The 22,139-nt window shown below is 71.6% G+C and carries 17 protein-coding genes; 4 read left to right on the top strand and 13 right to left on the bottom strand.

Features of this window, described 5'->3' with window-relative positions:
* Window positions 1-73: 73 nt before the first annotated feature.
* Together OHO27_RS06005 and OHO27_RS06000 are read right to left on the bottom strand one after the other, a co-directional pair.
* Window positions 74-1,228, bottom strand: coding sequence for an anhydro-N-acetylmuramic acid kinase (locus OHO27_RS06005; RefSeq protein WP_328421001.1), 1,155 nt, complete (start codon window positions 1,226-1,228; stop codon window positions 74-76).
* Between the two features lie 3 nt (window positions 1,229-1,231).
* The gene (locus OHO27_RS06000) at window positions 1,232-2,545 is read right to left on the bottom strand and encodes an MFS transporter (RefSeq protein WP_328420999.1); all 1,314 of its coding nucleotides are present in this window, start codon (window positions 2,543-2,545) and stop codon (window positions 1,232-1,234) included.
* 206 nt (window positions 2,546-2,751) lie between these two features.
* Between OHO27_RS06000 and OHO27_RS05995 the strand changes: the two genes are divergently transcribed.
* A complete protein-coding gene (locus tag OHO27_RS05995; RefSeq protein ID WP_328420997.1) occupies window positions 2,752-5,427 on the top strand; it encodes an ATP-binding protein in 2,676 nt (891 codons plus the stop codon).
* Window positions 5,428-5,440: 13 nt separating this feature from the next.
* Here the strand turns inward: OHO27_RS05995 and pcaDC are convergent, their stop codons facing one another.
* From pcaDC to OHO27_RS05960, 7 genes are read right to left on the bottom strand one after another with little or no spacing between them, the layout of a single operon-like run.
* Window positions 5,441-6,568, bottom strand: a complete 1,128-nt coding sequence (gene pcaDC / locus OHO27_RS05990) for a bifunctional 3-oxoadipate enol-lactonase/4-carboxymuconolactone decarboxylase PcaDC (protein ID WP_328420995.1) — start codon at window positions 6,566-6,568, stop codon at window positions 5,441-5,443.
* Window positions 6,565-7,860 carry a 3-carboxy-cis,cis-muconate cycloisomerase gene (gene pcaB, locus OHO27_RS05985; RefSeq protein ID WP_328420993.1) on the bottom strand — a complete coding sequence of 432 codons (1,296 nt, stop codon included), beginning with the start codon at window positions 7,858-7,860 and terminating at the stop codon, window positions 6,565-6,567. Before pcaB ends, pcaDC begins: the two co-directional genes overlap by 4 nt.
* Window positions 7,857-8,462: a protocatechuate 3,4-dioxygenase subunit alpha gene (gene pcaG / locus OHO27_RS05980; protein WP_328420991.1), complete on the bottom strand. Its 606-nt coding sequence runs from the start codon at window positions 8,460-8,462 to the stop codon at window positions 7,857-7,859. Before pcaG ends, pcaB begins: the two co-directional genes overlap by 4 nt.
* 6 nt (window positions 8,463-8,468) lie before the next feature.
* Window positions 8,469-9,242 carry a protocatechuate 3,4-dioxygenase subunit beta gene (gene pcaH / locus OHO27_RS05975; protein ID WP_328420989.1) on the bottom strand — a complete coding sequence of 258 codons (774 nt, stop codon included), beginning with the start codon at window positions 9,240-9,242 and terminating at the stop codon, window positions 8,469-8,471.
* Window positions 9,243-9,259: 17 nt separating this feature from the next.
* A complete protein-coding gene (locus OHO27_RS05970) occupies window positions 9,260-10,501 on the bottom strand; it encodes a thiolase family protein (RefSeq protein WP_328420987.1) in 1,242 nt (413 codons plus the stop codon).
* A complete protein-coding gene (locus OHO27_RS05965; protein WP_328420985.1) occupies window positions 10,498-11,142 on the bottom strand; it encodes a CoA transferase subunit B in 645 nt (214 codons plus the stop codon). The genes OHO27_RS05970 and OHO27_RS05965 overlap by 4 nt, the downstream gene beginning before the upstream one ends.
* Window positions 11,143-11,144: 2 nt before the next feature.
* Window positions 11,145-11,924, bottom strand: a complete 780-nt coding sequence (locus OHO27_RS05960) for a CoA transferase subunit A (RefSeq protein WP_328420983.1) — start codon at window positions 11,922-11,924, stop codon at window positions 11,145-11,147.
* Between the two features lie 210 nt (window positions 11,925-12,134).
* On the opposite strand from OHO27_RS05960, the gene OHO27_RS05955 reads away from it, so the two are divergent.
* Complete coding sequence (locus OHO27_RS05955) at window positions 12,135-12,599, top strand: MarR family winged helix-turn-helix transcriptional regulator (protein WP_328420981.1); 465 nt, start codon at window positions 12,135-12,137, stop codon at window positions 12,597-12,599.
* Window positions 12,600-12,625: 26 nt separating this feature from the next.
* Here OHO27_RS05955 and OHO27_RS05950 read toward each other — a convergent pair whose 3' ends face one another.
* Entirely contained in the window at window positions 12,626-13,573 is a 948-nt protein-coding gene (locus OHO27_RS05950; protein ID WP_328430362.1) for a DUF3048 domain-containing protein, read from the bottom strand.
* Between the two features lie 302 nt (window positions 13,574-13,875).
* On the opposite strand from OHO27_RS05950, the gene OHO27_RS05945 reads away from it, so the two are divergent.
* Window positions 13,876-15,066 carry a zinc-dependent alcohol dehydrogenase gene (locus OHO27_RS05945; RefSeq protein WP_328420979.1) on the top strand — a complete coding sequence of 397 codons (1,191 nt, stop codon included), beginning with the start codon at window positions 13,876-13,878 and terminating at the stop codon, window positions 15,064-15,066.
* 19 nt (window positions 15,067-15,085) lie between these two features.
* On the opposite strand, the gene OHO27_RS05940 is transcribed toward OHO27_RS05945, so the two are convergent.
* Entirely contained in the window at window positions 15,086-16,156 is a 1,071-nt protein-coding gene (locus tag OHO27_RS05940) for an ATP-dependent DNA ligase (protein WP_328420977.1), read from the bottom strand.
* A gap of 75 nt (window positions 16,157-16,231) precedes the next feature.
* Here OHO27_RS05940 and ligD point away from each other — a divergent pair, with 75 nt between their 5' ends.
* On the top strand, window positions 16,232-17,284 hold the full coding sequence (gene ligD, locus OHO27_RS05935; protein ID WP_328420975.1) for a non-homologous end-joining DNA ligase: 1,053 nt from the start codon (window positions 16,232-16,234) through the stop codon (window positions 17,282-17,284).
* Window positions 17,285-17,315: 31 nt separating this feature from the next.
* Here the strand turns inward: ligD and OHO27_RS05930 are convergent, their stop codons facing one another.
* Window positions 17,316-19,538, bottom strand: coding sequence for an OmpL47-type beta-barrel domain-containing protein (locus tag OHO27_RS05930; protein ID WP_328420974.1), 2,223 nt, complete (start codon window positions 19,536-19,538; stop codon window positions 17,316-17,318).
* Window positions 19,538-22,015: a ThuA domain-containing protein gene (locus OHO27_RS05925; protein ID WP_328420972.1), complete on the bottom strand. Its 2,478-nt coding sequence runs from the start codon at window positions 22,013-22,015 to the stop codon at window positions 19,538-19,540. The genes OHO27_RS05930 and OHO27_RS05925 overlap by 1 nt, the downstream gene beginning before the upstream one ends.
* Between the last annotated feature and the right edge of the window lie 124 nt (window positions 22,016-22,139).

Here is a 22,139-nt window from a genome sequence, read left to right as displayed (position 1 = left end):
GCCCACCGTATGAGGTGTCGGTGAAAGCCGGATGAGAGGATCCGGCCCCGGCATGCTCGGATTTCGGCCCGAATCACTCCAGGACCAGCCGTACCGGACGCTCCTTCGCGGGTGGCGGAAGCCGCAGTCCGTCCCGGCCCGGGGTGATCGAACCGAGCACGCGCGCGTGCCGGGCCCCGGTGGCGGCCGGCACCGTGCCCGGCAGTCCGTGCGCGGTCAGGAACCCCAGCACGGCGAAGGCGTACGCCTCCTTCGCGGCCGACGGCAGCCCCAACTCGTCGGACGGGCGCAGCGCCACCCCGGCCAGCCGTTGCCCGAGCATCCTCATCAGCACGGGGTTGCGCGTCCCGCCGCCGGAGGCGATCACCTCCGTCGCGCCCGTCGCACGCACGGCGTCGGCGACCGTCCGTGCCGTGAGCATGGTCAGCGTGGCGACGACATCCTCGGCGGGCAGCGTCCCGAACCCGGCCAGCGCGTCCCGCAGATGGCCGAGGTGGAACAGCTCCTTGCCGGTCGTCTTGGGCGCGGGCAGCGCGTAGTACGGCTCCTCCAGCAGCCGCAGCAGCAGCGGTTCATGGACGCTGCCGCGACCGGCCAGCGCCCCGTCCACGTCGTACGCCAGCCGTCCGCCGCTGAACCCCCGCGCCGCGGCGTCGATCAGCGCGCAGCCCGGGCCGGTGTCGAAGGCGGTGCCGTCCGGAGCGGTGAGGTTGGCGATCCCGCCGACATTGAGGGCGACGGGCGTGCCCGGCCGGCCCCGCAGCCACAGCAGGTCGACCAGGCTGACCAGCGGTGCGCCCTGTCCTCCCGCCGCGATGTCGCGTGGCCGGAAGTCGGCGACCACGGGCAGCCCGGTCGACTCGGCGATCCACGCGGGCTGCCCGAGCTGCAGCGTGCCGTGCACCTGTCCGTCCTCGGCCCAGTGGTACCCGGTCTGCCCGTGCGAGGCGACCAACTCGGCCCGCCCGTCGCACAGTTCACGATCCGCCCGCACCGCCGCCACGGCGAACGCCTGCCCGATCCGCGTGTCCAGCCGACACACCTGCGCCATTGAGGCCGCCCCCGGAGGCAGCGCCTGCGCGAGCGCCTCCCGCAGCGACTCGTCATAGGCCTCGCTCACCAGCCCCAGCGCCTTGAGGACCAGGCTGTCACCGACGAGGTTCAGGTCGGCGGCCGCGGCGTCGATGGCGTCGTGGGACGTGCCCGACATGAGGCCGATCACTCGCATTGCTCAGCTCGCCCTTCCTCTCGGTTCCCTGGCCGGGGCTCCCGGCTTCCGGGCACTGGCCTTCGGCGCCGCAGTCAGTGCGAGGACACTCACCGCGCAGGTCGCGGCAGCGTAGTACGCCGGGATGTCCACGTTGCCGGTTCGTTCGATCGTCTCCGTGATGATGAGCCCGGCGCAGCCCGAGAACACCGCATTGGACAGGGCGTAGGCGAGTCCCAGCCCCGTGTAGCGCACGTTCGTCGGGAACAGCTCCGCGAGCATCGCCGGGCCCGGCCCCGCCATCAGACCCACCACGGCACCCGCGCCGCACACCGCCGCACCCTTCACGGTGAGGGAAACGCCCGGCGCCTGGAGAAGGTTGAGCAGCGGCACCGCGAGGACCACCACGAGCACCGCCCCCGTCAGCATCACCGGCCGCCGCCCGTACCGGTCGCTGAGCCACCCCGCCGGCACGATCGTCACCGCGAAACCGAGGTTGGCCAGCACCGTGGCGATCAGCGCCTGCTGGAAGGTCGCGTCCAGCGTGGACTGCAGGTACGACGGCAGTACGACCAGGAAGGTGTACCCGGCCGCCGCCCACCCCATGATCCGCCCGGCGCCCAGCGCGATCGCCCCCGCCACCTCGCGCCCGGGCGGCCGCTCGGCCTCCCGCTCCTCCCGGAACGCAGGCGTCTCGTCCAGCCTCAGCCGCAGCCACAGGGCACCCAGCCCCAGCGGCAACGTCATCAGAAACGGCAACCGCCAGCCCCAGTCGCCCAGTTGGCCCTCGGTCAGCACGGTGGCCAGCAGCGCCGCCGCCCCCGCGCCGCCCAGCAGCCCCAGCGCCACAGTGAACGACTGCCACGACCCGTAAAGGCCGCGCCGCCCGGGTGGCGCGAACTCGGTCATCACCGACACCGCGCCCCCGAACTCCCCGCCCGCGGACAGCCCTTGCAGCACCCGCAGAAAGGTCAGCAGCCACGGGGCGAGGGCGCCGACCGTGTCGTACGTGGGCAGCGCGCCGATCAGCGTCGTCGCCCCGGTCATCAGCGCGATCACCATGATCAGCACCGGTCGCCGCCCGATCCGGTCCCCGAGCCGTCCGAACAGGGCCGCTCCGACCGGCCGGAAGAAGAACGCCAGCGCGAACGACGCGTACGTCCGCACCAGCGCCTCGGCCTCACTGCCGCCCTCCGGCGTGAAGAAGCGCGCCGCGATGATCGTCGCGAAGTAGCCGTAGACCCCGAACTCGTACCACTCGATGAAGTTGCCCACCGAACCCGCGACCAGGGCCCTGCGGGATCGGACCGTGCCGCGGTCGGACGAAGTCACCGTCATGCCCACCCCTTCGAACGTCGTTTATCTGGCGCATTTTTGACTGTCAGTCAGTTTCGCCGGGGCAGGTCGCGGGCCCTTCGCGTCGCCCGCGCGCACCAGCTGTCACCCTTCACGGCAACTGCTGCCCGGACCCGCCTCCACTCAGCCAATCCGACGGCTACGCTCGAGGTCTGTACGTCGTTCGGGCGACTTGGGGAGGGAGCGGGATGACGGAGGTACGGCCCACGCAGGTCGCCTCGGCCTCCCTGTGGGAGCGCGACGAGGAACTCGCCGCCGTCGAGGCGGCGCTCGACAGCCTGTGCAGGGAGAAGTCCTCCTCGGGCGGCCTCCTGGTGCTCCGGGGCGAGGCGGGACTCGGCAAGACCGCGCTGCTGGCCGAAACCCGCCGTATCGCCGAGGCCCGCGGCTGCACGGTGTGGTCCGCCCGCGGCAGCGAGACGCTGAGCTCTGTCCCCTTCAACGTGGTCCGGCAGCTGATGCAGCCCGCCCTGCTGTCGCTGATGCCGGAGGAGGCACGCGAGTACCTCGGCGACTGGTACGACATCGCCGGGCCCGCCCTCGGCATCACGGACCCCGGCGAGCGGCAGGCCGACCCGCAGGGCGTGTGCGACGGCCTGGTCGCCGCCGTACGCCGGCTGGCCCGGCGGGACTGGCCGCTGGTGCTGCTGATCGACGACGCCCACTGGGCCGACCAGGAGACCCTGCGCTGGCTCGCCGCCTTCGCCGAACGCCTCGGCGAACAGAACGTCCTGGTCGTGGTGGCCCGCCGCCCCGGTGAGGTCAGCGGCGACAGCGCCCGCCACCTCGACGCGGTCGCCGCCGCGGGCAGCTCCGTCGCCACCCTGAGCGCGCTCACCCCGGACGCGACCGCCGGCCTCACCCGCGCCACCCTCGGCCCGCACGCCGACGCCCCGTTCTGCCGCGAGGTCTGGGCGGTCACCGGCGGCAACCCGTACGAGACCGTCGAACTCCTCGCCAAGGTGCAGGACAGTGAGTTCGAGCCGACCGAGTCCGCGGCCGCCGAGCTGCGCGCCCTGAACCGCGCGGCACGCGGCGGCGGCCTCGTCGCACGCCTGGAGACACTCGGCATCGAAGCCACCCGGTTCGCCTGGGCGGCCGCCATCCTCGGCACCGGCATCTCCGTGGATCTGGTGGCCGAGCTCGCCACCATGAGCCTCGACGACGCGGTGCGCTGCGCCAATCTCCTGCGCACCGCCCGCATCCTCACCGAGCCCGACCCGGCGGGTGCCCAACCGGGCGACGGCGAGCTGGAGTTCGTCCACCCCCTCATCGCCTCCGCCGTCTACAACTCCATTCCCGACGCCCTGCGCACCGCGATGCACGGCATCGCCGCCCGTGTCGTCACCGACAACGGACGTGGCGCCGCGGTCGCCGCCCGCCACCTCCTCGAGGTCCACCCGGACAACGACGAGGAACTCGTCGAGCAGCTGCGCGAGGCCGCCCGCGAGCACCTCGCCGTCGGCGCCCCCGACGCGGCCCGCCGCTGCCTGGAGCGGGCCCTGCTGGAACCGCCCCTGCCCGAGGTCCACGCGCGCGTGCTCCACGAACTGGGCGGCGCGACCCTCCTCACCGCGCCCGCCACCACCATCGACCACCTTCAGACCGCCTTGGCCATGCCCGGCCTCGACGGCGACGAACGCGTCGACGCCGTCTACCGCCTCTCCCAGGCACTGCTCCACAACGACCAGCTGGAGGAGGCCGTCCGCACCGTCGAGGCGGAAGCCGCCCGGCACCGGGCCGGCCCCGCCAGGCTGCGGCTGCAGGCGGTGCAGTTCATGTGGGAGGGCATCCACGCGGGCGACGGGGCCTACCCGGGGCGCTCCACCCGCCTCGCCGAACTCGCCGGCACCTGCACCGGCCGCGACAACTCCGAGCGCGCCCTGCTCATCCTGCGCGGCTTCGACGCCATGGCCCGCGGCGAGAACGCGGAGGAGGTCGCCGAACTGTGCGACCGCGCCCTCGTCAACGGCCGCCTCGCCCCCGGACTCGGCTGGACCGACCCGGAGTGGGGCATCGAGCTGCTGATGATGCTGGCCAACTCCTACGCCTTCACAGACCGCCTCGACCGGGCGGAGTCCCTCTATAACGAGGCTCTGCGCGCCTACGAGTCCGCCGGCTGGAGCGGCGGCCACCTCGCCCTGGCCCACGCCTACGTCGGCGTCGGACACCGCAGACGCGGCCGGCTTCGCGAGGCCGAGGCGTCCCTGCGCAAGTCGCTGGCGCTCGCCGAGCGCGTCGGCCGTCGGCTGCCCCTGCACTGGTCGGCGACCTGCAACCTCGTCGACACGCTGCTCGCCCGCGGTCATGTCCAGGAGGCCTGGGAGCTCGCCGAGCAGCACGGCTTCGCCCCGCCGTACCCGACCACCATCGTGCTGCCGGACCCGCGCTCGGTCCGCGGCCGTCTGCTCCTCGCCGTCGGCCGCACCAAGGACGGCATCAACGAACTGGAGGCCGCGGAGAAGGCGGCCGCCGTACGCGGCCACCACAACCCGGTCCTGGTCCCCTGGGCCGTCGACCTGGCCCGTGCCCTCGCCAACGAGGACCCGGAGCGCGCCGCCCGGCTGGCCACCGACGTCCGCCGGCACGCCGAGCGCCTCGGCACCGACACCGCCATCGGCGAGGCCCTGCGCTGCGCGGCCGACCTGGAGACCGGCCAGCGCGCGGTACGCCTCGCCGAACAGGCCGTCACCTATCTGGAGGCCTCGCCCTGCCAGTACGAACACGCCACCGCCCGGGTCGAGTTCGGAATCGCCGCGCGCTCGTCGTCGGAGCTTCGGCGCGGGCTGACGCTGGCGCGGTCGTGCGGCGCGGACGGACTGGTGCTGCAGGCGGAGGCAGCACTGGCCACGGGAGCGGTCTGAGGCGGCTCAGAGGTCAGGCGTCCGGCTCCGCCTCCTCGGCCAGCACCCGCTGGGCCGCCGCGAACGCCGAGTTCGCCGCAGGAACCCCGCAGTACACGGCCGTCTGCAGCAGTACGGCCCCGATCTCGTCCGGCGTCAGCCCGTTGCGCCGGGCTGCCCGGACGTGCATGGCCAGCTCGTCGTAGTGGCCGTGCGCGACCAGCGCCGTGAGGGTGATCATGCTGCGCTCGCGGCGGCTGAGCGTCGGGTCGGTCCAGATCTCGCCCCAGGCGTAGCGCGAGATGAAGTCCTGGAAGCGGGCGGTGAACGGCGTCTGCCGGGCCTGCGCGCGGTCGACGTGCGCGTCGCCGAGCACCTCGCGCCGTACCTCCATGCCCCGCCTGGCACCGCCGCCGAAGTGCGCCCGCAGCGCGGTCAGCACCGCCTCGGGGCACTGGGCCGGCGCCAGATGCGAGGCCCCCGGAAGCTCCACGAGCGCGGCACCGGGCACGGCGTCCGCGATCTCCCGCAGATGGGCGGGCGGGGTCGCGGGGTCCTCGCGGCCGGCGATCAGCAGCGTGGGGGAGGAGATCTCCGGCAGCCGGTCCCGCAGGTCGAAGGCGGCGAGCGCATCACAGCAGGCGGCGTACGCACCCGGGTCGGCGTCCCGGTGGTCCTGCACCAGCTCCGGCACGGTGAACCCGGGCGTGAACCAGCGGGCGTTCGCGCCTTCGGCGAGCCCCGCCAGCCCTTCGCGCCGCACCAGCGCGGCCCGCTCCTCCCACGGCCTGGAGCCGTTGAAGTGCGCCGACGAACAGATCACGGCCAGTGAGGAGACCCGTTCGGGATGGTGCACGGCCAGGTGCAGCCCCACCGCACCACCCAGCGACACTCCCGCGTACGCGAACCGCTGGATGCCGAGCGAGTCGGCGAGCGCGAGCACCAGGCCGGCGAGGTCACCGACGGTCGCGCCCGGGCCGATGAGGCCGGCCGCCGAGCCCCCGTGCCCCGGCAGATCCCAGCGGACCACCCGGTGGCCGATCGACAGCTCGGGCGCGACCTTGTCCCACAACGCGTACGAGGTGCCGAGCGAGGGTCCCAGCAGCAGCGGGGGAGCGGAAGTGGGCCCCTCGGCACGGTGGTTGAGAAGTTTCTCGGTCAACGTCGCTCCAGAGCACGGTCGGTGAGGGCTCCGGCGGAGCCGGTGTAGTGGGCGGGATCGAGGTCGACGTCCGCCAGCTCCGGCGCCTCACCGAGAGGGCGGCCCTCGGACGCCAGCCGGGTGAGGAGTTCCTTGGCCCGGGCCCGCCCCAGGACGGGAGCCAGCTCGGCGGACAGCCGCTCCGAGACGATCAACCCGTGGGTGAGATCCAGGTGTTCGCGCATGACCTCGGCTGCGACCCGCAGTCCCTCGGTCAGCTCCACGGCATCCCGTGCGGCCCCGCCGACCAGCCGCAGCAGGTCCCTCAGCGGCTCCCACTCGGCATGCCAGGCCCCGGCAGGCCGCTCGTCCTCGGCCGCCATCGAGCCGTACAGCGTGGCCGCGAGCTGAGGCGCCCGCCGCGCTGCGGAGGCGATCAGGGTGGACCGTACGGGATTGGACTTGTGCGGCATGGCGGACGAGCCCCCGCCGCTGCTCTCCGCGACCTCGGCGATCTCGGTGCGGGAGAGGGTGAGGACGTCCGCGGCGAGCTTGCCGAGCGCCCCCGCCGTGAAGGCGAGGCACCCGGCGAGATCGGCGATGGGCGTGCGCAGGGTGTGCCAGGGCAGCTCGGGTGCCCGCAGGCCGAGTTCACCGGCGTAGGCCGCCGGCAGCGAGGTCGGATCGTCCGCGCCGTACGCCCCGAAGGCGGCCAACGTTCCGGCGGCGCCGCCGAGTTGGGCGGGCAGCGAGTCCCGTACGGCCGCCACCCGGTCCCGTGCGTCCAGCACCAGCGACCGCCATCCGGCCGCCTTGAGCCCGAACGTCGTCGGTACCGCGTGCTGGGTGAGCGTCCGCCCGGGCATCGCGGTGTCGCGGTGCCCGGCGGCCAGCCGGGCCAGGGCCTGCTGGGTGCGGTCGAGGTCGGCCAGCACCAGGTCCAGCGTGCGGGCCGCAATCAGCATCGTCGCCGTGTCCAGGATGTCCTGGCTGGTGGCACCCCGGTGGACGTACGGGCCGTACTCCTCGCCGACCGCCTTCGTCAGGTCGGCGACCAGCGGGATGACCGGGTTGCCGCCCCCGCGCGCCCGCTCGGCGAGGGACCGTACGTCGAAGCGAGTCGCCTCGGCCGCCTCCGTGACCGCCCTCGCCGCCTCGGCGGGGACCGACCCCTCAGCGGCCTGTGCCCGCGTCAGCGCGGCCTCGGCGTCCAACAGCGCCTGGAGACAGGCGCTGTCGCCGGTCGCGGAGGCGGCGGGGGAGCCTGTCCACCCGGGGGCGAGCAGACCGGTTTCGGCATCGGGAGAAGTCACTGGTACTCCAGGAAGACCGTCTCGCCTTCGCCCTGAAGGCGGATGTCGAAACGGTATGTCCCATCCCGCTGCTTCCGTGCGATCAGCGTGTCGCGCCGCTCGTCCGGTACCCGGGAGAGCAACGGGTCGGCGGCGAGGACCGCCTCGTCGCCCGGCAGATAGATCCGGGTGTACAGGTGCACCAGCAGGCCCCGCGCGAAGACGCACACGCTGAGGTACGGCGCGCTCCGCCCGCGCGCGCCGGGCCGTAGCGTCCGCGCGCTCCAGTGCCCGTTGGCGTCGGTCTGGATGCGGCCCCAGCCGGTGAACTCCACGCCGTTGCGGCCCAGATAGCCGCCGCTCGCCGGGTCGCGCCGGATCGAGCCGTCGACCTCGGGGACGTTGCCGTCCGGGTCGGCGCCCCACAGTTCCACGAACGCGTCCGGCAGCGGACTGCCCTCGCCGTCGCTGATGCAGCCCTGGAGGGCGATCGTCTCCGGGTGGCCGATCGGGGCGATGTCGCCGCCGCCGGGGAAGGGCAGGGCGTGGCCGTAGAAGGGGCCGACGGTGTGCGACGGGGTCGGGAGCACGGTCTCGGGACGGCTCGTGTCGATCTTCGTCATGGCAGGTCAGCGTCCCTCTTCGAGCCGGGTGGCGTTCGGTCCGTCGAGGACGATGTCCCAGTGGTAGCCCATCGAGAACTCCGGCACCGACAGGCCGTGGTCGTAGGTGGCGACCAGCCGCCGGCGTGCCGCGTCGTCCGTCACCGACTGGATGATCGGGTCGTACGGGAACAGCGGGTCGCTCGGGAAGTACATCTGCGTCACCAGCCGCTGGGTGAACGCCGTGCCGAACAGCGAGAAGTGGATGTGGGCCGGCCGCCAGGCGTTGACGTGCTGGCGCCACGGGTACGGGCCCGGCTGGACGGTGGTGAAGCGGTAGAAGCCGCTGTCGTCGGTCAGGGTGCGGCCGACGCCCGTGAAGTTCGGGTCCAGCGGGGCGTCGTGCTGTTCGCGCTGGTGGGCGTAGCGGCCGGCCGAGTTGGCCTGCCAGATCTCGACGAGCTGGCCGCGGACCGGGCGGCCGTCGCGGTCCAGGAGCCGGCCCTCGACGGTGATGCGCTCGCCGATCGGCTCTCCCGTGTGCTGCCGGGTCAGGTCATTGTCGATCTCGGTGATGTCCCGCTCGCCGAAGGCGGGGGAGTGCAGCTCCACCAGCTCCGGGTCCTTGCTGACGTCGATCGTGACCGGCGGCTGCTGCGGGTGGCGCAGGACGGAGGAGCGGTAGGGGGTGTAGTCGCGGCGCGGGTGGTGCTCGACGGGGGCTCCGTCGGCGATCCGCTTCTCGTACGCGGCGTGCTCGGCCGCGATCTCCCGGTCGATGTCTTGCTGGGTGAGAGTCATGGGGATCCTGCGTTTCGTCAACGTTCGAGGACTAGGGCGAGGCCTTGGCCCACGCCGATGCAGAGGGTGGCGACGCCGACTCCGCCGCCCTTGCGGGCGAGCTGGTGGGCGACGGTGCCGGCGAGGCGGGCACCGGACGCGCCGAGCGGGTGGCCGAGGGCGATGGCGCCTCCCTGGGGGTTGAGGATCGCCGGGTCGAAGTCGGGCCACTCGGCGACGCAGCCCAGCACCTGGGCGGCGAAGGCCTCGTTCAGTTCCAGCACGGACAGGTCGCCGAATCCCCTGCCCGCCTTGGCGAGCGCGCGGTTGACGGCCTCGACGGGGGCGAGCCCGAAGTAGTCCGGGTCGAGGGCGTTGACGCCGGTCGCGGAGATCCGGGCGAGCGGCTCACGCCCGGTGGCCCTCAGGCCCTCCTCGTCGACGAGGAGCAGCGCGGCGGCGCCGTCGTTCAGCGGGGAGGCGTTGCCCGCGGTGACGGTCCCTCCCCCAGCCTTCGGCCGGGGGGACCCCCAACTCGCTTCGCTCGCGGTGCGGAAGGACGGCTTGAGCCGCGCCATCGCCGCCAGGGACGCATCCGGCCGTACGCACTCGTCGGCACCGAACACGACCGGGTCGCCCTTGCGCTGCGGGATGCTCACCGGCGCGAGCTCGGCGTCGAAGAGGCCCTCGGACTGGGCCTCGGCCGCCTTTCGGTGGCTGCGCAGGGCGAACTCGTCCTGCTGCTCCCGGCTGATCTTGTGCTTCTCGGCGATGAGCTCGGCCGACTCACCCAGCGGGATCGTCCACTGCGGTGCCATCCTCGGATTGACCATGCGCCAGCCCAGGGTGGTGGAGAACAGCTCCGTGTGGGCGGCCGGGAAGGGCTTGTCGGACTTGGGCAGCACGTACGGCGCCCGGGTCATCGACTCCACACCGCCGGCCACGACGATCGAGGCGTCCCCGGCGGCGATGGCGCGGGCCGCCTGGATGACCGCTTCGAGGCCCGACGCGCACAGCCGGTTGACCGTCACGCCGGGCACGGAGGTGGGCAGGCCCGCCAGGAGCGCGGCCATGCGGCCGACGTTGCGGTTCTCCTCTCCGGCGCCGTTGGCGTTGCCGAAGTACACGTCCTCGATCCGGGACGGGTCCAAGTCGGGCGTACGGCCCATGAGTTCACGGATGGCGTGGGCGCCCAGGTCGTCCGGGCGGACGGAGGCGAGGGCGCCGTTGTAGCGGCCGATCGGGGTGCGGACGGCGTCGACGAGGTAGACGGTGTTCACAGCAGACTCTCCGTGACGGTGAGTTTTGCGTCGGTGGCGGCGATGATCTCGTCGACGCTCACACCCGGCGCGGTCTCGACCAGGAGCAGACCCTCCGGTGTCACGTCGAGCACGCCGAGGTCGGTGATGATCCGGTTCACACAGCCCTTGCCCGTGAGCGGCAGCGCGCACTCGGCGAGGATCTTGGGGCTGCCGTCCTTGGCGGTGTGGGTCATCACCACGATGACCGTGCGTGCCCCGTGCACGAGGTCCATCGCACCGCCGATCCCGGTGATCATCTTGCCGGGGATCGCCCAGTTCGCCAGGTCGCCGGTGGCGGAGACCTGCATGGCGCCGAGCACGGCGACATCTATGTGCCCGCCGCGGATCATCGAGAACGACAGCGCCGAGTCGAAGAAGGAGGCGCCCGGCAGGACCGTGACGGTCTCCTTGCCGGCGTTGATCAGGTCCGGGTCGACCTGCTCCTCGGTCGGGTAGGGGCCGGTGCCCAGGATGCCGTTCTCGGACTCCAGGATCACCTCGACGCCGGGCGGCAGATAGTTCGGGATCAGGGTCGGCAGGCCGATGCCGAGGTTGACGTACTGACCGTCCTGGAGCTCGCGAGCCGCCCGGGCGGCCATCTCTTCCCGCGTCCACGCCATGGCTAGCCCACCGTCCCGTCCGCCAGGGGCGCGGAAACCGTGCGCCGTTCGATCTGCTTGTCGGCCGCCTGCTCAGGGGTGAGCGCCACGACCCGCTGCACGAAGACGCCCGGCAGATGCACCGCGTCCGGATCGATCTCGCCCGGCTCCACGAGTTCCTCCACCTCGGCGATCGTCACCCGTCCGGCCATCGCGGCAAGCGGGTTGAAGTTCCGGGACGACTTGTTGAACACCAGGTTCCCGTGCCGGTCGCCCTTCCACGCCCGCACCAGGGCGAAGTCGGTACGGATTCCGCGCTCCAGCACGTACTCGGTGCCGTCGAACTCCCGCACCTCCTTCGGCGGCGAGGCGAGCGCGACCCCGCCGGAGCCGTCGTAGCGCCAGGGCAGCCCGCCGTCGGCGACCTGCGTGCCCACCCCGGCCGGTGTGAAGAACGCGGGGATCCCGGCCCCGCCGGCCCGCAGCCGCTCGGCCAGCGTGCCCTGCGGGATCATCTCGACCTCCAGCTCACCGCCCAGGTACTGGCGGGCGAACTCCTTGTTCGCGCCGATGTACGAGCCGGTCACCCGGGCGATCCGGCCCGCGGACAGCAGCACCGCAAGACCCGACTCCATCGCCCCGCAGTTGTTGGAGACCACCGACAGGCCGCCCACCCCGCGCTCGTACAGCGCCTGGATCAGCACGTTCGGCACACCGCTCAGCCCGAAGCCACCCACCGCGAGCGACGCGCCGCCACCCACATCGGCCACCGCCCCCAGGGCCGTGGCGACCACCTTGTCCATCCGAGAAGCCCCATCTCTTCCGAGCGCTCAGCACCCGAGTTAGTCAGCGCACTGAGTATTTCTACGAGGTTGCCTCTCACGCTGCCACTGGAGGAGGAAGCCGTCAAGAGCTCGGCAAATGCGAACGCCATGGGGTTTGCGGCCCGAGGACAGTCGCGTGAAGCTCCGGTATTGTTCAGTGCGCCGACGATTACGACCAGGGGAGCGCGCATGGCCGCCGTGGACCTCACCACCCACCCCGGGCATCTGGCCCGGCGGCTCCAGCAGGCGCACTACCTGCTCTGGAACACCATGGTCTCGGAGGAGATCACCTCGCCCCAGTTCGCCGTTCTCAACACGCTCGTCGCCGAGCCGGGCCTGGACCAGCGGACGGTGGGGGAGCGGGTCGGGCTCGACCGGTCCACGATCGCCGAGGTGATCAGCAGGCTCGGCCGCCGCGGGCTCCTCGACAAGGTCCGCGACCCCCAGGACGGGCGGCGCTTCCTGCTGCGCCTCACGGACGAGGGACTGCGCACGCACAAGAAGCTGACCGTGCGCACGGCCCGGATGAACCAGGTCTTCCTGGCCCCGCTCTCCGCCGACGAGCAGGCACTCTTCTTCGACCTGATCCGGCGCGTCGCGGACGCGGCCGAGGGGCTCCGCAACCCGGCGGAACCCCTCGTCGCACACCCTTGATCCCGTTCCGCTCCACGCTCGGACGGTCAGCGCGCCTTCGCGAACACCACCCACACCTGCCCGTCCCGGAAGGTCATCGGCTTCCCGGTGCGGGTCGTGAACGTCGTGCCGTCCGTGGCCTTGGGGCGCTTCCAGCTGACGTCGTAGGCGCGCCCGTCGCGCAGCACCCGAGCCTTTCCGGAGCCGACCGTCTCGGTGTACGGCGTGTAGTGGCCGAGCGTGTCGTGGAAGTCGGACTTGCGCACCTTCACGTACTGCACGACGACCGTCGGGGCGCCCAGTCGCTTGCCGTCCGACGCCATGGCGGCCTTGCCGTCCATGGCGACCAGCCAGCGGTTCTGGCTCCCGGACCAGGTGAACGTGTACCGCGCCAGCGTGTAGCGCACCGTCTGCGAGGCCGTGGCCTTGCCGCCCGCCGGGGCGGCGCCGAAGCGGAAGCCGGTCGTCAGGGCGTCCTTGCCCGGCGCGGCGGGCATCAGTCGCTGGGGTCGCAGGAAGAGGTTGTGTGGCGCGGGCCGGTCCTTGCCGCGGAAGTACGCGCCGGCCGCCTTCTCGGGTGGCTCCGCCTGCACGGGGGACTTGTCGATCAGCGGCAGGAGCTTGCCCTGCGCCCCGGAGAAGGCGAGCGTCGGCTTGTTGAACTGGGCCAGCAGCTCCAGGTCGGACTCGCGTGCGCTGCGCACCGGCCCGACGGCCTTCGGCAGCTTCGTCGCGTACACCGCCATGAGGCGGCTCAGTCCGCCCTCGACCGGCTCGACGTACACGATGTCCGCGGCGTTCAGGCCGGTGTGGGGCCGGGCCGCGCGGGCATTGTCGATCTTCACGGCAAGCACCGAAGGGCCCTTCGCCCGGCTCTCGCCCTCGCTCGGCGTCGACGTATGCGGTCGGGCGCGGCCGTCGTCGCGCGGTCCGCCGGACGTCGTGCACCCCGCCGCCAGGGATGCTCCCAGCGCGGCGGCCAGCAGCCCCGCCATGGTCGTGGCGCGCCTGGAGCGCGCCCCTCGTTGTCTGCTCACCGTTGCCACTCGCACCCAACCCACCCACCCTGCGTCATCAATAGTGCGCTTATCTGTTCATAGGTGACATACCCGATCAGCCGGGACTGTCCGCGCCAATCCGCCGATCGGCCCTGACGCGGCCAGCCGGTCGGCGTACACCGCCGGCCTGCTCGCGGACGGATCACCGGCCCGCCCGAACGGTTCGGGGAAGGAGCACACGGGTACCCGGCGGCCACCGAACGAGCGAACGCGCACATGTTCCGGAGGGAGCGCGGGCGATGAAGGCAGTGACCTGGCAGGGGAAGCGGGACGTACGCGTGGAGAGCGTGCCCGATCCGACCATCCAGGAGCCGACTGACGCGGTCATCCGCATCACGTCCACCGGGCTGTGCGGCTCCGACCTGCATCTGTACGAGGTGCTCACGCCGTTCATGACACCGGGGGACATCCTCGGCCACGAACCGATGGGCATCGTCCAGGAGGTCGGCGCCGGGGTGCCGGACCTGCAGGCGGGGGACCGGGTCGTGGTGCCGTTCCAGATCGCCTGCGGCGACTGCTGGATGTGCCTGACCGGTCTGCCGACCCAGTGCGAGACCACCCAGGTCACCGGCGAGGGCATGGGCGCCGCCCTGTTCGGCTACACCCGCCTGTACGGCGCGGTGCCGGGCGCCCAGGCAGAGTATCTGCGGGTCCCGCAGGCGCAGTTCGGTCCGATCAAGATCCCGGAGGGGCCGCCCGACGACCGGTTCGTCTACCTCTCCGACGTGCTGCCCACCGCCTGGCAGGCGGTCCGCTACGCCGAGGTCCCGAAGGGTGGCAGCGTCGCCGTGCTCGGCCTCGGCCCCATCGGCGACATGGCCTGCCGGGTCGCCCAGGTCCAGGGCGCCGGGCGGGTCTTCGGCGTGGACCTGGTGCCCGAGCGGCTGAGCAGGGCACGCGAGCGCGGGGTCGAGACGTTCGACCTCAGGAGCTTCCACGACGAGAAGGAGCTCGTCGCCGCCATCCGCGACGAGACCGACGGCCGCGGCCCCGACGCCGTCATCGACGCCGTCGGCACCGAGGCCCACGGCAGCGCCGCCGCCCGGCTGGCCCAGCAGGCCTCAGCGATGCTGCCGCGCAAGCTGAGCGGCCCGCTCGCCGAACGCTTCAGCGTCGACCGGCTCGCCGCCCTCTACACGGCCATCGACCTGGTGCGGCGCGGCGGGACCATCTCCCTGTCCGGCGTGTACGGCGGCACCGCGGACCCGATACCGCTGCTCACCCTGTTCGACAAGCAGGTCCAGATCAGGATGGGCCAGGCCAACGTGCGCCGCTGGAGCGACGAGATCCTCCCGTACCTGACGGACGAGGACCCGCTCGGCGTCGACGACTTCGCCACCCACCGTGTGCCGCTGAGCGAGGCCCCGCACGCGTACGAGATGTTCCAGCGCAAGCAGGACGGCGCGGTCAAGGTCCTGATGCAGCCCTGATTCCGGCTCGCGCCGCCCGTCAGGCCTGCGGCGCGAAGATCTCCGCCAGGTCGTAGCTCACCGGCTCCTCCAGCTGCGCGTACGTGCAGCTCTCGGGCGTGCGGTCCGGGCGCCAGCGGCGGAAGCGGGCCGTGTGGCGGAAGCGGGCCCCGTTCTCCATGTGGTCGTACGCCACCTCAGCCACCCACTCCGGCCTGAGCGGCACCCAGGACAGATCCTTCTTGCCCGACCAGCGGCTCGGCGCGCCCGGCAGCCGCGCCGACTCGTGGGCCGCCTCGTCGGCCCAGGCCGCCCACGGATGCCCCGCGGCATCCGCCATGCGCAGCGGCTCCAGCTCCTCGATCAGCTCGGCACGCCGCTTCATGGAGAACGCGGCCGACACGCCCACGTGTTGGAGGGCGCCCCGGTCGTCGTTGAGGCCGAGCAGCAGGGAGCCCACGACGGGGCCGCTCTTGTGGAGGCGGTAGCCCGCGACGACGACGTCCGCCGTCCGCTCGTGCTTGATCTTGAACATGGCCCGCTCGTTCTGGAGATAGCGCAGCGTGAGGGGCTTCGCGATGACCCCGTCCAGGCCCGCCCCCTCGTACTGCTCGAACCACCCCTGGGCCGTGTCGACGTCGGTCGTCGCCGGCGCCACATGCACCGGCGCCGTCATTCCGGACAGCGCCGTCGTCAGCATCGCCCGCCGGTCCGCGAGCGGCACATCGAGGAGCGACTGGTCCGCCAGCGCCAGCAGGTCGAACGCCACGAACGACGCCGGCGTCCGCTCGGCCAGCGTCCGCACCCGGGAGTCGGCCGGGTGGATGCGCTCGGTGAGCGCGTCGAAGTCCAGCCGCCCCTCGCGCGCGATCACGATCTCCCCGTCCAGCACGCACCGCTCCGGCAGCCGCTCCTTCAACGCCGCCACCAGCTCGGGAAAGTACCTGGTCAGCGGCTTGCCAGTACGGCTGCCCAGCTCGACCTCGTCCCGGTCGCGGAACACGATCGCCCGGAACCCGTCCCACTTCGCCTCGTACTGCATGCCAGGCGGGATCTTCGCCACCGACTTGGCGAGCATCGGCTTCACGGGCGGCATCACCGGCAGGTCCATGCTGACGATTCTGCTCGCATCCGGCTGCCGCCGCCCAGTGTGCGCGGCATGCGCCGTGCGCCTACCGTGTCTCGCATGGGCGAAGCGGTGGAACTGGAAGCGGGCGGCCGGACCGTGCGCCTGTCCAACCCGGGCAAGGTCTTCTTCCCCGAGCGCGGCTTCACCAAGCTGGACCTCGCCCGCTACTACATCGCCGTCGGTCCCGGCATCCTGCGCGCCCTGCGCAACCGGCCCACCACCCTGGAGCGCTACCCGGACGGGGTGACCGGCGAGTGGTTCTACCAGAAGCGGGCGCCCAAGAGCATGCCCGACTGGATCCCCACCGCCCACATCACCTTCCCCAGCGGCCGCAGCGCCGACGAGATGTGCCCCACCGAGGAGGCCGCGGTCCTGTGGGCCGCCCAGTACGGCACGCTCACCTTCCACCCCTGGCCGGTCCGCCGCGACGACGTCGACAGCCCCGACGAACTGCGCATCGACCTCGACCCGCAGCCCGGCACCGACTTCGACGACGCCGCCCGCGCCGCCCATGAACTGCGCGCCGTGCTCGATGAGTTCGGCGGCCTGCGCGGCTGGCCCAAGACCTCCGGCGGGCGCGGCCTGCATGTCTTCGTGCCCATCGAGCCGCGCTGGACCTTCACCCAGGTCCGGCGCGCCGCCATCGCGGTCGGCCGGGAGATGGAGCGCCGGATGCCGGAGCACGCGACGATCAAGTGGTGGAAGGAGGAGCGGGGCGAGCGCATCTTCATCGACTACAACCAGACGGCCCGCGACCGCACGATCGCCTCCGCCTACTCCGTACGGCCCCGCCCGCACGCCCCGGTCTCGGCGCCCCTGCGCTGGGAGGAGGTGGGCGAGGTGCACCCCCAGGACTTCGACCTCGTGACCATGCCCGCGCGCTTCGCCGAACTCGGCGACGTGCACGCGGACATGGACGATCACCGCTTCTCGCTGGACGCACTGCTGGAGCTGGCCAACAAGGACGAACGCGACCACGGACTCGGCGATCTGCCGTACCCGCCCGAGTATCCGAAGATGCCGGGCGAGCCGAAGAGGGTGCAGCCGAGCCGCGCGAAGAAGGAGGCGCCCCCGTCGGAGGCGCCTCCCTCGGAGCCAACCGCTCCTTGAACCACAGCGTGTTGATCTACGCCTTCTTGATCTACAGCTCCTTGATCCGGATGTCGCGGTACGAGACCACGTCCGTGGTGCCGTGCACCTGGAGTCCGACGTAGCCGGAGGCGAACCGGCGCCCGTCCGTGCCCGGGTCGTCCGAGCGGGGCGGGACGAAGTCCTGGCCGCCGGTGTTGTCGAACTCGTTGATCAGCACGCCGTTGCGGTAGACGGAGTAGTGCTGGTCGACCACGCGGATCTCGTAGTCGTTCCACGTGCCCTTCTGGGTGACGCCGGCGCCGGCGAGCCCCACCCGGTCGAAGCCGTAGACCGAGCCCGTCTTGTACATGTCGCCGTCAGGACGGTCGAGCACCTGCACCTCGTGCCCGTACTTGATGGCGACCCACTCCGGCCGCGACTCCTCGGAGTGGTCGTGGACCCACGGGAAGCGGACGAAGACACCGGAGTTGGCGTTGCCGGTGCCCGGAGCGTCGTCGCGCCACTGGAGCTTGAGCGAGAAGTCACCGTACTTCCGCTCGGGGAACCACAGCATGCCCAGGCCCGCCTTGCTGGTGCCGCTCGTGATCGAGCCGTCGGCGTTCTGCGCGAACGAACCACCGCCCACCTGCTGCCACTTGGCGAACGATCCCGCGGTGCCGTCGAGGATCGTGCGGTAGCCCTCGGTCTGGCCGGGCTTGCCGATCCCGGACTGCCGGGCCGCCTTGCGGACGGCGTTGTACTCGCGCTGGTCGACGACCCCTTCCTTGAGGAGCTTGTCCAGGACCGTCGTCACGTGCTTGAGGAACAGCGCGTGGGACGTCCACTCCTTCTCGTCCTCGATCAACTCGTTGATCCGGCACCGGCTGTTGGTGAGCCGGTTCGGGACACCCGAGTCGACCGTGCCGACGATCACCGTCAACCGCTCGTCGAACTCCGGGCAGTTGGGGGCGGGGACCTGGCCGGCCACCACGGTGAAGGTCACCGTGCGGGCGGTGGAGGTGTTACCCGCCTTGTCCGTCGCCCGGTAGCCGAGCGTGTGGGTGCCGGCCCGGTCGACGACCACCGGGGTGCCGTACGCCAGGTACGGCCCGCCGTCGATCGAGTACTCGATCCGGTCGACACCCGAGCCGTGGTGCTCGTCGGTCGCCGTGACGGTCACCTTGGCATTGCCGATGTACGCCCCGTCGGAGTTCTTCGTGCCCTCGACGGTCACGCCCGTCACCGGCGCCGTAGTGTCCGGCTGGGGCGCCGCCACGACCGTGAACTGCACGTTCTTCTCGGCGGCGACGTTCCCCGCCTTGTCGGTCGCCCGGTAACGCACCTCATGAGCGCCGACCTCGTGCACCATCACGGGCGCGGTGTACGGCTGCCAGGCGCCGTCGCCGATCGCGTACTCGATGGTGTTGACGCCGGAACCGGTGTCGGAGGCGGAGACGGTGACGGTCGCCATGTCGATGTACGTGCCGTCGGGGTTCTGCTCGCCGCTGACGGTCGCCGAGGTCTCCGGCACCGTCGTGTCGTCGGTCGGCGGCGGGACGACCGTGAACTGGGCGCTCTTCTCCGCCGAGACGTTCCCCGCCTTGTCGAAGGCCCGGTAGCGGATCTTGTGGTCGCCGACCTGGTCGACGACGACCGGTGCGGTGTACGGCTGCCAGGCGCCCGCGTCGCCGACCGCGTACTCGGTGCGGTCGAGCCCGGAGCCGCCCTCCTCGTCGGTGGCGTGGATCGCCACGCTCGCCGAACCGACGTACTGACCCTGCGCGTTCTGCGTCCCGCTGACGTGCGCCGACGCCTGAGGTGCCGTCGTGTCCTCGCCGCTGCCCTCGGTCACCACGAGGATGCCCTGCATCTGCCCGTGTCCGGGGATCGTGCAGTAGTAGCGGTAGCGGCCGGGGGTGAGCGTGACCTCGGCGGTGTGCTTGCCGCCCTGGTCGTCGTTCGGATTGGCGAGGATGTTGAGCTGGACGTCGTTGTTGAACTCGGGGTCGGAGGTGTCGAACGTCAACGTGTGCGGCATCCCGGTGGTGTTGCCGGTCGCCGTGCTGTTCTCGAAGACGATCGTCGTCGTGCCGGCGACCGCCGTCGCGGGCGCCGACGCGTACTTCGAGATGTCGTCGCCGGCCGTCCAGGTGAGCGTCTGGGCGGCGGCAGCGTTCGCGGACGGGGACTCGGGCCGCCCGACGGCGGGGACGGACTGCAGCCCCAGCATCACCAGCAGCACGGCCAACAGGGCCGCCCAGACTCTTCGCCGAGGTGGACTGCTTCGCATCATCACTGGGCTCCCCTCGCCAGCTGCTCGGCGGCCGGAGTCGGAGCGCCGCCCGTGTAAGTGACCCGCCACAGCGCCGACTTGGCGTCCGAGGTGAAGAAGCCGCGGCCGTAGTCGAGCACGTACAGCACGCCGTCCGGGCCGAACTTCCAGTCCATGAGGTTCTTGATGCCGTCGTTGCCGATCGGCACGATCTTCTTCAGCGACTCCGAGTGAATCGGCAGGCCGCCGTCACCGTGTGTCTTCGGGTCGGTGATCACCGCGTTGCGCGGCTGGTCGGCGTCGTAGAAGTCGCCGACGAACCACTTGCCGTCCCAGTAGGCCGGCCACTTGGTGTCACCGGCGCTCGCCGCGTCGTACCGGTAGACCGGCCCGTTCATCGCGGCCTGGCCACCGCCCTTGAGCCACGGGAGCGCGTAGGTGGCCTCCTCCTGCTTGTACGAGGGGACGCCGTTCGCGTCACGCGGGAAGTCCGGCGCGCCGCCCTGGGGTGAGTACCAGATGTTGTTGCCGGTGACCGGCGGGAGGTTGACGAGGCCGTCGTTGTTCGGCGACTCGTTCTTCGGCTGGTCGCAGTCGTACCAGCCCAGTGGCTTCGTCGGGTCGGGCAGATTGCGGTCCCGGTAGGGCTGCTTGTTGCCCATGCAGTACGGCCAGCCGCGGTTGCTCGCCTTGGTGATGACGGCGAAGGTGTCGTACTTGGCCGGACCCCAGGTCGTCGAGGGCGCACCCGCGTCCGGGCCGACCCAGCCCGCGTACAGGACGTCCGTCTGCTTGTCGACGGAGATGCGGGCGGGGTTCCTGACGCCCATCACGTAGATCTCGCCGCGTGTCTTGCCGCCGCCCTCGTCGGTCTCCCGGCCCGTGAAGAGGTTGCCCTCCGGCAGGGTGTACGTGCCGTCCGGCTCCGGGTGGATGCGCAGGATCTTGCCGTTGAGGTTGTTGGTGTTACCGGCGGTGCGGCGCGCGTCGGCGAAGGACACGCCCTTGTAGTTGGGCTCGGGGTTGTTGCCCGAGTAACCGCCGCTGAAGCCACTGGAGTTGTTGTCGCCGGTCGCGATGTACAGGTTGCCCTTGGAGTCCCAGGCCATCCCGCCGCCCGAGTGACAGCAACTGTGCACCTGCACCGGCCACTTGAGCAGGACCTTCTCACTGCTCAGGTCGAGCTTGTCGGTGGCGAGGTCGAGCGTGAAGCGGGAGACGCGCCGCTCGGCCATCCTCGTGTCGCGGTTGAGCTGGGAGTGCGGGGTGTAGTGCAGATACACCCAGCCGTTGTCCTCGAAGCGTGGATCGAGCTCGATGCCGAGGAGCCCCTCCTCCACCTTGATCAGCTCGTCGCCGCCGCCCTTGTTGCCGAAGACCGTGAGCGCCCCGGCCAGGGTGACCTTCTTGGTCCTCGGGTCGTAGACGTGGATCTCGCCCTTGCCCTTGCCGATCTCCGGGTTGTTCCAGTCGGTGACGACCGGCTGGGAGGAGTCGGCGCCGCCCCGGCCGATGTAGAGCACACGGCCGTCGGGAGCGGTGACCAGGCCGTGCGGCTCGCCGATCTGGTCGTTCTGGCCGGGCTGGTTGGGCTGGGTGAGCCGCTCGGCCTTGTAGTTGCCGGTGATCGTGGCCTTGCAGTCGGCCTGGACCAGCCGCGTCGTCCACAGCAGGGCACCGCGCAGATGGGTCCGGAAGTCGGTCTCGTCGTACGACGACGCCGTGCCGCCCATACCCGTGTAGAAGGAGCGGCCGCCGTCGTAGTCACGGCACCAACTCACCGGGTGGTCCCAGCCGTTGGCGCCGGTGCCCGGCTGGTACGAGGACTCCCGGACCCGGGCGACCGTGTGCACCGCGCCCGACGGGTTCTTCGCCCAGTTCAGCCACTTGTCCGGCCGTTTCCACTGCACCGGCAGCTCCTTGGAGGCCGGGTGCTGCCGATCACCGACCTCAACGACGGCCCGCTGCACATTCGTCGGGCCGCCGGCCGCCGGGCGGGCGCCGACCAGGCCGGTGAACCAGTCCGAGTACGGCTCGGCACGGGCCGCGTCATGGACGCCGACGAAACCGCCGCCCGCTTCCATGTAGGCCTCCAGGCCCGCCTCCTGCTCGGGGTCGAGGACGTCGCCGCCGCCGGTCAGGAACACGATCGTGTTGAAGCGGCCCAGCTTGGTCTCATTGGTGAAGACCGAGGCGTCGTTCGTGGCCTCGGTCTTGAAGCGCTGGTCGGCCGGGCCCGACAGGCCGATCTTCTCGATCGCCCCGATGCCGGCGTTCACCACGGGCGACTCCTCGCCGCCGGCCGCGGACCCATAGAAGATGAGCACTCGTACATTCGCGCCGCCTGGGGGCGACTTGATGGACATCGTTGTCAGGGGTGGCTCCGGGGCCGGGCGTGCGTCGGCTGCCGGGGCGGACATCAGCCCGGCGGCGACGATCCCGGCGGTCACAGTGGCCACCCAGGTCTGTCTGGTCGTGCTCAACCCTCGCACGTGCATGGGCACCTCCACGGTCACAGCAACAGCGACAAGGAAGCTAGACCCCTTTGAACGCCTCGCCAATACCTACGGCCGTACTGGGGCCAACTTTGTCCTGAGTGTGGATAAACGCGAGATCGACCGG

It is taken from the genome of Streptomyces sp. NBC_00443 (assembly GCF_036014175.1).
GTDB lineage: Bacteria > Actinomycetota > Actinomycetes > Streptomycetales > Streptomycetaceae > Streptomyces.
The sequence above is the reverse complement of the archived record's forward strand: the minus strand, read 5'-3'. Positions and strand labels throughout refer to the sequence as shown.